The sequence below is a fragment of the Flavobacterium sp. PLA-DH12 genome (assembly GCF_059511845.1).
Window position 1 is genome coordinate 16,152 of sequence record NZ_JCAMPD010000015.1, and the last position, 12,954, is coordinate 29,105.

Consider the following 12,954-nt stretch of genomic DNA (forward strand, 5'->3'; position numbering starts at 1 on the left):
TTATATAATTCGCTTCATTAAAACATCAACAAAAAAGTCTTGCTGTTTTAAAGTCTAATTTCCTTTTATTAATCTCGGGAATACAGTACACTGAAGTATCCTCAACCACAAGGATACTTCATGAAAGTACTGAAACCACTTAATTAACAAAACTTAAGGCAACCATCTTGTATCTCCTACTCTATTGGTTACAATTGGAGAATTTGGATCTTTAATCATCAAATTGCCATTTGCAGGATCAACAAATAAATTTTGTGCACTTATACCCAGATCGGTTCCCTGAATTGCAGCAGCACCTAATAGATAATCTGTTGTTGTATAATTGTTTCCGTAAGTTGCAGGTGTATTGGCTGCAATTGCCTGAATTACTTTACCACAAGAAGATGCCAATAACACATTCTTAAAGATTAAAGTAGATCCGACAGCATTCGGAATATTGATTAATGACCTATTATATGCATAATCATAAATCGTAATATTTTGGTATTCTAATTGAATTGGATAAGCCGATGTGCCATAATCAAACAGGTTTTTAAAGTTTCGATTCTTGTCTGTTGTCTGATAATAATCTCTCATGAAAGTACAGTTTGAGAATTTGGCTTTCTTCACATTATCAGCTCCAGCAGAACCGAATACAAATGTTCCGTATGGTCCTGAGTGTCCTCCAACCTGATCAAACGTACAGTAGCTCATATCAAATTCACCAATTTCTTTGTATTTTCCGTTTCCTTGATGTCTCCAGAATCCACGTTTGAAATAATTGAAAACACAATTGTAGAAAGTAATTTTATCTAATTTCCAAGCTGTTCCGCTATTAAAGAAATAACTTGCATCAATAGTCTGATAAAAACGAATGTTCTCAAAAGCCAATTCTGATAAATAAGAACCTTCTGCAATATTCCAGTTTCCGTTCATTTCGATCTGAGGGCGTTCTCCTTCAGTTCCTCCTGTAAGTTTAAATCCTTTTGAAATGGTAAAAGGCGTAATTTTAAACAATGAACCTGCTTCAAGGAAATATTCTGTTCCTTCTGGAATGGTCGGATCATCATTGTTTGTTCTCAATAAAGCATCTAAGTCCATTCCTTTTGTTACAATAATAGTTGATGTTGAAGGACCTGCCGAACGGAAAGAAACCTGATTATAAGGCTTATCGTAACGTCTTGGTTTGTTGTTGTCGAAAATATTTACATTGTACAATGTGTTTTTTTCTAAGCCAACTACTGTTGCTTCTCCTTTAGCAATTTCCGCAGAAGTTAGCTTACGACCAATTGCAGGAATTTCAGCAGATTGTGCAGGCGAAACAGAAATACTGTCTACTGGATTCTGAGGAGAAATATCCCAGTTTACTGTAACTTCAGTTTCTGTAATATTAACCTTTTCTACTGTATGCAAAATTGGATCAAACGGCGGACGCTCTTCTGTTAAAGCATTGGTATAGGACCATTGTGAATTATGTCCATCAATTACATGGTTAGATTTCACCCTAATATAAAACTGGGTTTTATATGGAATATCATCCATCAAAAGCTGCGTTTCTGTCGTTGTATACGATTTGTACAAACTTTTATAATAATTGTCTAAATGCAACTCTACGGTATAAGATTTCGCATCGTTGACTTTATACCATACAATAGCTATTGAGTTGCCTTTTACTAAAGGAGCTGTAAGTACAAATTTTGGCTGAAACAGATCTTGTTCTTGCGGATATTTAAACTCATCGTTTTCACAAGATATCAGCATTTCTCCACAGGCAATGATACCAAGAAGAGATAATATATAAAGTATTTTTCTAAATTTTTTCATGCTTGGCTCGATTTAAAAATTAAATCCATAATAATTTTGAATAGCTCCTCTATGGTCTGTAATTACCTTAGAAGGATACGGACATAAATAACGTAATGGATCTGTTGGAGATACCGATGAAGCGTTGTTGTAATTGATGAATCCTCTAAAACTCCATTTGATATCGTTTCTTGGTTCGTAACTTGCTGTTTCGTTGTTTAATGAATACCAGCTTACTGCAAACGGAAGTTCTGTATAACCCGCAGGACGAGCCTGTAAAATTTCATCAATTCCTTTGATATCTAAGATTGTTCTACCTGAGTTAATAGGATCTGGAATATTTTTGTAATAAATACTTCCCGGAACTTGATCAATTCCAGCCACATAAGCTCCATTGGCTACACGTCCCCAATTATACAGTTTGAAATATTGATTGTAAATCACTTCGCTGAATTTATTCCAGCGGGCCAAATCGAATTTACGTTTGCTTTCTCCACCAAATTCCCATTTACGCTCGTCCATAATAGCTTTAAAGAATAAATCTGGCGATGACTTAGACATTACATAATTATCTACTTTAGTTGCCCAATCTGCTTGAGCGAAAGCTCTTCTTCTCACACGTCTCAAACATTCACGTGCATCTTCGCGAGGTCCAAAACGTTCATTCACCGCTTCTGCATACATTAACAATACATCTGCAAAACGCATCCAAGAATAGTTGATTCCCGTACCTTTCTGGCTCGTGCTTCCCAACGGATCATTCATCCATAATTTAGACCATTTTCCCACTGCCAAACGTGCCAAATCCAGACGAATTACCTGATTTAAGTTTTGATCATAAGAAAGCGGAGCGCAGGTAACATCTCTTCTTAAATCTTTATTGTCAAATGAATAAAGGTATTCTCCGCATAAACTAAGAGTTCCAGAAGCGCTTCCGTAAGGATGATTCCCCTCTGCAATCGGAATTCCAGCAAGATATCCATACTCTCCTGTAGAGTTTTTCAGCATCGGAATTGAGAAAATAACGTCGTCATTAACTGGTGTTTCCCAATTATTCTGTTTCATCCAGAAATCTCTATAACTCAATTTTAAATCATGCTGTCTGCCTAAAATCACTTTTTCCAAATATTGGATTGCGATATCATAATATTCCTCGTAATTTTTTCCTCTTTCCATGTGCCCAATACTTGCTGGATTGTTTTCGTCTGGGCGAAGCGTCCATCCTCCTCTTGTAAGCGCCAATAATCCGATCAAACCTTGATTGAAACTTCTAGAAGCACGTTCCACTCCATAATCCAATTCGTTTGCATTTTTCATATAAGGCTCAACTGACTTTAAATCGTCAATTAAAAATTCAAGAATCACATTTCGATCCGTAGTTCCTACAGCAAAATTCTCATCACCAGTTGAAGATTTGGTACGAAAGACAACGTCTCCCCAAATACGGATAATGTCTAAATAAACCATTGCACGAATTGTTTTTACCTCTCCATACATCTGCATAATAGTAGAAGGAGCATTTTTTGGATCTGCTTTATACAAATCAGAACTTTCGATTCCTTCAATTACATCATTGGCAGTATTGATTATTTTGTACATCGCACTCCAAGTACCATTTAAAGTAGTCCAATATGGTTTTGGATCGTAACACGCAATATCAGAACCGTTTCCGTTTACTGTATTGGTCGAAACGCCAGACATTTCTACATCTGTATTCATATTAAAAACAAAAGCAAGACGGTTAGCATAAGCATCATCAGTCAGCATAAGCGTATAGACACCTGCAACCGCAGACTGAATGTCTTTCTCTGATTTAAAAACTTCTGCTTGGGTAAAGCCAGATCCTGGCTGTACATCTAGATATTCATCGCAGGCTGTAAAAGACAGCGCAACAACTAGCAGCAAACTAAATATTATCTTTTTATTCATCTTTGTGAGATTTAATATTGTTTAATTAAAATGACAATTGCACTCCAAAAGCATAATTGCGCGTTCTTGGATAAGCATTGTAATCAATATTTGGTGTTAATCCTGTTTCCAGATTGATGTCTGGATCGTATCCTGAATAGTTTGTCCAAACAAATAAGTTGCTTCCTGTAACATATAGTCTAATTCTGCTGAATCCTGCTTTTGAACTGTTTTGTTTTGGAATGGTATAACCAATGCTCAAAGTGTTTAATCTCAAGAAAGAACCATCTTCAACTGCATAAGACATAGCAATAGGACGTCCAATAGAAACAGGATTCCACATCGTAGCATTTTCGTTTTGTTTTGCCAGCTGTTCAGGCGAATAGCGAAGATCGTTGCCCATGTCATCATAATTTCTCCAACGATTGTTCAATCCTACATCCATACTGAAATTGTTTTGGTTGTTCTGGAAGAAAGAAGTCGTCATAATCTTATTGGCGTTGTATACATCAAACCCTGACATGAAATTGAAAAATGCGGTCAAGTCGAAATTTTTCCAAATCGCATTTACACCAAAACCTCCAGAAAAATCAGGATTTGTGTCTCCGATAACCTTTCTGTCTTTATCTCCAATTACATAGCTATTTGGGTCTGAAGGATCAACAGGAGTCAGTTTTTTAAATTTAGCATTTCCTGGAACTGGATCTCCCGAAAGATTTTTTGAATTGGCAACACCCTCTTTTAATTTCCACGTTTTAGTTACTGCATCAAAAGATTCAAAGTCATCCATTGTGTAGAAACCGTCGTTTACGAAACCATAAATCAGGCCTTTTGTTCCGCCTACATAAGCACGATAATCATCGTCATTTAACAATTGTGTTCCTGCCCAGCCCGAACTTAAAATCCATTCTTGTTCGCCGCTCGCTAGTTTGTCAATTTTATTTTTGTTGTAACCAATATTAAAAGTCAAATCAACTTGAAAATCTTTTTTCTTAATTACACTTCCGTTAATTGCAAATTCAACACCTCTATTAGAAGTCTGCCCAACATTGGTCATCATTTTGGTAAAACCAGAAACGGAAGCAATATCAGATGGCACTAATAAATCTTTTACTTTATTGTGATAGAAATCTAAAGTTCCGGTAAGCCTTTCTTTGAAAAACCCAAAATCTAGACCTACGTTTGCCGTATAAGTTGTTTCCCATTTTACGTTTGGATTGTTCAGATATTTGTCATTATAAAAATTATAGTAGTAATGGTTTTCTTCTCCCCATCCTACAGAACGATCTCTAGATACGCCGTAATATTTTGCATATAAATCGCCTTTAATTCTATCGTTACCCGAAGCTCCATAACTCAAACGAAGTTTTAAGTTCGAAACCGTTTCGCTATTTTTTAGGAAACTTTCATTCGAAACCCTCCAAGCAAAAGCTCCCGCTGGGAAAACTCCCCATCTATTGTCTGGACCAAATTTTGTAGAACCGTCGGTACGCACTGTAAACGTAAATAAATAACGATCGTCATAACCGTAATTCGCTCTTCCAAAAAACGACGAAATTCTATTTGGAGATTCTGCATTTGAACCATTATCAAAAGGAGTTCCCAAAGCTAGGTTGTCTAAAGCTTTTTCTCCAGTTATATCTTCAGGGAAATAACGGGTACGAAAAAACTTAATTGAACTTTCCTGATCTTTTATTTCCTGTCCAACCATCAATTGAAAATCGTGGCGCTCTTTTAATTTAAACCCGTAGTTCAATACGTTATTCAGCTGCCAGCGTGGCGATTGGGTCATAGACCAATATGTTAGAGGCATATTGTTATTCTCTAATGCTGTTTTAGTATCTGTTCCCCAGAAACGACCATCTTCCTGATATTTATATTCGTAACCGAATGAAGAGCGAAGGGTCAATCCTTTTTTGATTGTCCATGTTAAAGCTCCAGTAGTGTTAAATATTCTCGTAGTACGTTTACGATAGTTTTTCTCTGCTTCTTCGAATGGATTAAAACGAGGTTTAATTTCATAATCGTCTGGATCAAAATAAGTATTATCTTCAGGTAAAGTCATATAATCTTCTAAACCTCCTGTTGGCGCCTCACGTAAAGCTCTAAGCAAGCTCACTCCATCTGTTCCTGAACCGTCTATGGTTTGATTCGTTAAACGGGTTTGATATTCGAACGTAAGATTGTCTGTTAATTTTGAATTTAAAATCAGATAAATATAATTCTGACGCATACCTGTTCCAACCAAAACACCAGGCTGATCCTGATTTACAAACGTAAATTTGAACTTCGTTTTTTCGCTTCCGCCATTTACATTAACATCTGTGTATCTTGCAATTGGATTGCTTCCGAAAATTTCATTTTGCCAATCTGTACCTTTATTTCCTTTATAAATGTAAAATTCGCTTGGTTTGCCATACATATTATAAAATGCAGTTGGATTAGAAGTTCCCTTGCGCGCAAACTCGTACTGCATCATCACAAATTCATAAGGATCCATAACATCCAAGTGATTGGCAAGCGTTTTAATTTGTGTATAGTTATGAATGTTTACCGAAACTTTTCCAGCTTTTGGAACTTTAGTTGTAACGATGATAACTCCGTTTGCTCCTCTTGCACCATAAACGGCTGTAGACGCAGCATCTTTCAAAACTTCTACCGATTCGATATCTGTTGGCGGAATATCATTTAAGTTGGCAACCTCAAAACCATCAACCAAAATTAATGGCGAATTGTCTTCTGTAATAGACCCTCCTCCACGAACTCTAATTTTTACTTCAGATCCTGGCGAACCATCAACCGTTGTAACCTGCACTCCAGGAAGTCTTCCCGTCAAGGCTTCAGCTACGTTTGAGGTTGGTACTTTTGCCAATTCGGTACCTTTTATACTGGCAACTGCTCCAGTTAAGTTTTTACGTTTTTGCGTACCGTAACCAATTACAACAACTTCATTTAACTCGCTATTCGATTCTTTCATTGTTACTGTAATTCCAGATACGCGTCCTTTTAATGGCACTACTTCATCATTCATACCAACAAATTTGATAATCAAAACCGCTGTTTCTGGATCTGCTACTGTTATACTGAATTTCCCATCAAAATCAGTAACTCCATTGGTTTTTTCATTCTTTACCATAATTGTTGCGCCAGGAATACCTCCCATGTTATCTCTAACCGAACCGCTCACGGTTACACGCTTCTGAGCATAAGCACCTCCTGCCAAAAATAGGACGGCTAAAATGCTCCAGATATATTTTTTTATAGTCATAACTAGAATATTTTTTTATTTGATTAAAAGCCTTTGTTTGAATTATTAGATAAAACATAGCAAAGCTCAGATTATAACTTTCTATGGCTATCGTATTTACGTTTCAGTAAATTCAATGGCGGCTAATAGTATTTGGTTTTAGTTTATCTTGACAAGAAGTTTATCAAGGTTCGTTTATAAGGAAGTCGACACTTGTAACTTTACTGCCTTCAATAGCAAAAGTTCCTTGCAATTCTTTTGTTTTCACAACTTCCATATTCTGGTTGAGGCATTCTATTTTAACACGAACGTTATTTGCCTCTTCTCCTGTTTGAAATAAAACAAAATCATCTGTGTAGTTTATCCCTCCACTTGTTGTTGCTTTGCTTCTAGTTACAAACATGTCTTCTTTTATGTAAGTTCCGTCGACCACTTTGTAGCCACTTCGCTTCACCAAAACTGTAGTCTTAATTGTGGTATAACTTTTATCGGCCACAATGTCTAAAGTCTTCAAACGAAGAATTCCTGTTCTCGTAACAATATTCAGCGTCAATGGTTCTTCAAATGGCGAAGCGTAAGGCATCGCATCTGATAAATTTACTGGCTGGTTTGCCAATGCAGGCTGCGGAACAATTAATTCGTTAAGGTTCGTTGGAGATGGAACCATTTGCTCTGGATAATCTGTTGCTATCAATTTGTATTTTCCATCGTCTAAAGAAAAAGGATACAGCGAACTGTAGTTCGCAAAATATTCTCCGTTTTCCTTATATACAAAAACAGGTCTGGTTGAAATGCCTACGTTTAAATTCCAAGGTTCTCCGTTTAATTGAAAATCTAGTTTTTTAACTGTATGGCTTTCATATTTAAGGTCGTCACTAGAGCAAGAATTAAGAAGAAAAAAAATCCCCGCTCCAAGAATCATATTTTTGATCATTTTCATATCTCTAAAAATTTAAAAACGATGAAAATTTTCTGTTTGATTCATATTTAGGACTACAGTCCAAAATAGGCAGTTGAATGTTAAATTTAGTTTGGTTCATAATTTTGGTTTTAAGGTTAGTTAGTTAAAAATCAATCAAGATTATGAAGCAAAACTAGAAATCGCATATCTGATAATGGGGTAATTTTTGCTTTTCGAAATGGTACAAATCGCTATTTAAGCACTCAGAAACAGTTATTCAATAAATTTTCTTACTTTTTTTTATACAATGCAAAAAAAACAGCATCAATAAAAAGAGATATCGTAATGGCTTATTTAAAGACTTATTTTTGATTATTTTATTTTCTTTAAAAAAGAAGCCTCATTAAAATAATGAGGCTCCTATATAAATAGTCTTTATTTAGATAACTGAATCAATTAAATTGTCGGCGGTATTCTGCTGGAGTATGATCGTACTTTGCTCTGAAACATTTTCCGAAGTATTTTAGATCATTAAAACCTACTTCAAAACAGATTTCCTTTATCAATAAATCATCTTCTTTCAAAAGTCTTGCAGCTTCACTTAATCGCATGTCTCGAATGAAAACAACGGGAGAAGCACCTGTAATGCTTTTGAGCTTATTGAAAAAACTAGCGCGTGACATGCACATTAATTTCCCCAATTCGTCAACAGAAAAATCAGAATTTGACATATTTTCTTTAACGAATTCAATAACCTGAAACATAAATTTCTGGTCTTTATTGGATATTTGAAGCGGTTCTTCTTTGAAAATTTCGATTGTGCTTCCGCTAGAAAACAATTGCTGCAAACGAGCACGCTGATCTAGAACATTTTTTACCCTTGCTCTTAACAAACTGACATTAAACGGTTTGGTCACATAATCATCTGCTCCATATTCTAAACCTTCCAATTTGCTTTCAATCGATGATTTAGCGCTAAGTAAAATAACAGGAATATGACTGGTTGCTAGATTATCTCGAATGGACTTCAGCATTTCGATTCCGTCTTTTTCTGGCATCATAATATCGCTAATAACAAAATCTGGCAAAATCTCTTCTGCTTTTATGTAACCTCCATCACCATTTTCGGCAGTATAAATCGTATAATCGCTTTCTAAAATAGAAACAATAAAGGCGCGCAATTCTGGATCATCTTCTACAACAAGTCCAATTGGATGCTCTCTAGCAGATTCTTCTATAATTATTGCTTCTTGCTCCGTTTCGAAATCTTGATTTATTTCATCAGAAAAATGCTCTTCCGTTTCTTCCAATAAAATATCAACATCGTCTTTGAAGTGCTGATAACCTTTTAAAAATGCAATTTGAAAACTGCTTCCTTTTCCTTGAATACTATCAATTAAAATTTCAGCTCCATGTTTATCGGCAATATCTTTAATAATAGAAAGTCCAAGACCTGTACTCGGATTAGAAAAGTTTTCATTGTAATTTGAAAAACGCACAAATAGCCTTTTTTGAAGTGTCGGACTAATTCCTGGTCCATTATCGCTTACAGTTAAAAAGACATGTTTCTCAGATTCTTCTACTTTTACCTCTATAGAATCTCCTTTGTTGCAATATTTAAAAGCATTAGAAAGTAAGTTGATTAAAATTTTATCCAAACTGTCTGGATCTACCCAAATTTTTGATTCTGAAGAATTAATATCAACTTTCAAATTTATATTGCTCTGCGTACTCATCTCACTAAAATCCTCACACATTTGAGATACGAATTCTCCCAGATTGATTTCGCGAATAGCCAGTTTTTTATCTTGAACTCTTCTCAAATCCAAAATCTGATTGACGAGGTTCAATAATTTATTACTGCTTTTTTCAATAATACGCAGCTGTCCTTTTGCAGTATCTTTCAAATCATCATCTGCAAGCATCACTTCCAAAGGTGCTGCAATCATAGTAAGCGGCGTGCGAATTTCATGCGAAATATCAGTAAAGAATTTTAGTTTCAATTCGCTCATTTGCTTTTCAAGCTTCACATCATTTCGAAGTTTTAAAATAGTAATAATGGCTCTTCTTGTTAAGAAAAATAAACCTCCAGCTAATATTAAATAGCAGAAATAAGCAAAATTAGTTCCCCAGATCGAAGGTCGAATCGTGATCTTAATTCGCCTTTCATTGTTCATCCATAAATTATGTCCGTTTGTAGAAGAAACCAAAAGCGTATAACTTCCTCTGCCCAAATTGGTATAGTTAATAGACTGTCCGCCTTTAATGTAGTTCCATTGTTTATCAATACCTTCCAATTTGTAGCGGTATACAATATTTTCGCTTTTTAAATAATCCAAAGCCGAAATTTGCACTCTGAAAAAATTCTGATTGTGCTCCAGCGTAACTTCTTCCAGCAAATCAGGATTTTTTGGAGTTTCAGGATTTATTTCGTGTAATTCTTTATTATTCACCAAAAATCCAGAAATCGCTAAATAAGGTTTAAAATGGAAAGGTTTTATATTTTCTGGTTTGAAATAAATTACGCCATTAGAATATCCTACAGCTATTTCTCCATTTAAAAGTTCGCATTTTGTTGCTTCAGAAAATATCTCGGTTCCAATAATTGATTTTAATTCTGGAAACGTTTCGGCGCTGTTATTTTTAGGATCAAAACGAACAATCTGATTGTCGCTCATGAGCCAGATTTTACCCGCTTTATCTTCCTGAATGGCTACAACTCCTTCAACTGGAAAAGAAACCATTTCATTCCAAATAGATTTAACATTCAATTGTCCTTTTTTATCTAAATCTGCCATTATCAATCCCATGCCGTTGGTTGCCAATGCCATCTGATTGTCATGGGTGATTAGAATATCCAAAATATCGTTTCCTGAAACTTGAGAATATTCATTAAATTTTATTTTGTTTGTCGATTTAGTATCTTCTGAAAAAGAAAACAATTTATAGGATGAAATAAAAAATATCTTATGGTCTTTGTTTTCTACAATCGAACGGACTTTATCTGCTGTTTTTATTGGATAGTTTTTTAATTCATTTTTAAAATTAATGAATTGAATTCTGCCGCCTGATTCACGAATAATATTGACCCCGCCACCCCAAGTTGCAATATAAATCTGTCCATTTGAAGCTTGAAAGATTTTAAAAACATCATCTGAGTTTAAACCGTATTTGTCATTTTCATTTTCATTGTATTTGTAATGAACAACTTTATATTTAAAAGACTGATCAGTTGGAGATAGGCAAAATAATCCGTTTCCTCTAGTTCCTACCCAAATTCTGCCTTTGTTATCCTGAAGCATACTGTAAATATCGGCTCCCCAACCCGGCCCTGAAGAGGATAATGTTCCGTCAGAAGCCAGAAATCCGATTTTCTTTTTTTGACTGTCAAACAAAGCGATTTTCTCTTTTCGGCTTGCAACCCAAAGATTCCCTCTGCTATCTTTCATCAAACTTCGCACATTGTGTTTATGATGATCATTTGAAGAATCGAGGTTTAGAGTCGAAAAATTGCTGTTGCTAAAAGTCACCAAATCTAGTCCTTGTTTAAAAGAGCAAAACCAAAGATTTCCTAGTCTGTCAAACATTGCCGTATGCATTAAATCTGAAACCGACTCTTTTGATTCGTTAATGCATCTAATGATAGAAGAAAGTTTATTATTTTTTTCATCCCAATAAGAAAATGGAGCATTTCCAGATTGTATCCAAACCGTTCCATTTGGAGAAGTAATCATAAAACTCTTCCTTTGCCCTCCAGCTGTTGCAGAATCACTGTAATCAACAAGCATACGCGTGATCTTTTTGGTCAGCAGATCGAACTGAAACACACCTTCTCCTTGAGCTTCAAACCAAAATTGTCTGGAACGTGTTGAGCCTAAATAATTGATTTTTTTATTTGGAAATCCCGCTAAAGTTTTGCTATTATATGCATCTAACTTTCCTGTTTTCAGATCATAAAAATAAAAAATCTGCCCTGCCGTTATTATAAGCATTTTAGTATTGGCAACAAGTTCGGTATAAATGATATCTTGCTTAATATCAAGGAGAAAGTCAAAAAATGTACTTGCTTTTTTATTATAACGTGCCAGTTCTCCATTGTTTCCTCCAAAGATGATCTCTTCTTTGGTTTCTAAAAATGAATTGTACAAACAAGGTTTTCCATTAAAAAAGAAATATTGAGGCTCTCTACCAGACTTGTCTAATCTGCAAGTGCCTGCTTCGGTAAAAAACCAGGTTGCTCCCTGTTTATCCTCAAAAATATCACGGATTTTTCCACAGCGCTTTGCTGGATCAAAGGCAATTTTCCTAACTTCTTTATTTTTTTCAAAAGCAATCACATAATTTTTTTCTTCGGGAAAAAGCCAAACTCTTCCCGAAGGCATTACCTTAAAATCTACAAATGCAATATTTGCAGTCTTTAAGGGCACGACTTCAATTGGATAATGAAAACTTAACTCGCGAGTATCAAAATAATAAATATCATTTTTCTCAGACTGAATCCAAATTCGGTCGCTATTATCAAACTTAAATTTAAAAACGCGATTGGAAATTAAATTCAGTGAACTGTTTTGTTTTACTCTAAATTTCTGAAATGTGTTTCCATCGTAACGAATCAATCCGTTAAAAGTAGAGAGCCAAATAAATCCCTTTTTGTCTTGCTGAATATCAAGAATACGAGATTGCCTTAACTTTAAATCGTTTGCAAAATGAGTCAATGTACCAGAAGGCTGTGCGATGCACAAAACGCCTATCCAGCAAAAAAAAAATACGAGTAGATTTCTTTTCATTTAAAACTTTATAAAATTAAGTAGATCACAAAAATATCAAAATTCTTTTCCTAACCTAGGAGAAGTGACTATTGCAGCAAAATACCACCATAAAAATAGCAATTTGTCTCCCTTCTTCATTTTGAGCAAAAATCATAAATTATTAATGTAAAGCTTTATAGCATACTTTAATTAGTAATTTATCCCAACTTTAGAGGTATAAAAATCTAATTTTGTAAGTCAGCAGAAAACAAAATAGCTTTTTGCTTTACTATTGATGTTTGCTCATTCGTATTCCTGTTGTAAAAACAGCGAATCAAAAAATAATAAACCTAATACTATCCAAAACC

At 35.0% G+C, this 12,954-nt stretch carries 5 protein-coding genes; all 5 read right to left on the reverse strand.

What is annotated here, in order from left to right:
- Positions 1–153 precede the first annotated feature (153 nt).
- The 5 genes from AC5ZCW_RS21665 to AC5ZCW_RS21685 all read right to left on the reverse strand — a co-directional run bounded on the left by AC5ZCW_RS21665 (position 154) and on the right by AC5ZCW_RS21685 (position 12,625).
- Positions 154–1,803, reverse strand: coding sequence for a DUF5123 domain-containing protein (locus AC5ZCW_RS21665; RefSeq protein WP_496121692.1), 1,650 nt, complete (start codon positions 1,801–1,803; stop codon positions 154–156).
- A gap of 12 nt (positions 1,804–1,815) precedes the next feature.
- On the reverse strand, positions 1,816–3,711 hold the full coding sequence (locus AC5ZCW_RS21670) for a RagB/SusD family nutrient uptake outer membrane protein (RefSeq protein ID WP_496121694.1): 1,896 nt from the start codon (positions 3,709–3,711) through the stop codon (positions 1,816–1,818).
- 25 nt (positions 3,712–3,736) lie between these two features.
- A complete protein-coding gene (locus tag AC5ZCW_RS21675) occupies positions 3,737–6,958 on the reverse strand; it encodes a SusC/RagA family TonB-linked outer membrane protein (RefSeq protein ID WP_496121696.1) in 3,222 nt (1,073 codons plus the stop codon).
- 163 nt (positions 6,959–7,121) lie between these two features.
- Positions 7,122–7,877, reverse strand: coding sequence for a hypothetical protein (locus AC5ZCW_RS21680; protein ID WP_496121698.1), 756 nt, complete (start codon positions 7,875–7,877; stop codon positions 7,122–7,124).
- Positions 7,878–8,290: 413 nt separating this feature from the next.
- On the reverse strand, positions 8,291–12,625 hold the full coding sequence (locus AC5ZCW_RS21685; protein ID WP_496121700.1) for a hybrid sensor histidine kinase/response regulator transcription factor: 4,335 nt from the start codon (positions 12,623–12,625) through the stop codon (positions 8,291–8,293).
- Positions 12,626–12,954 lie beyond the last annotated feature (329 nt).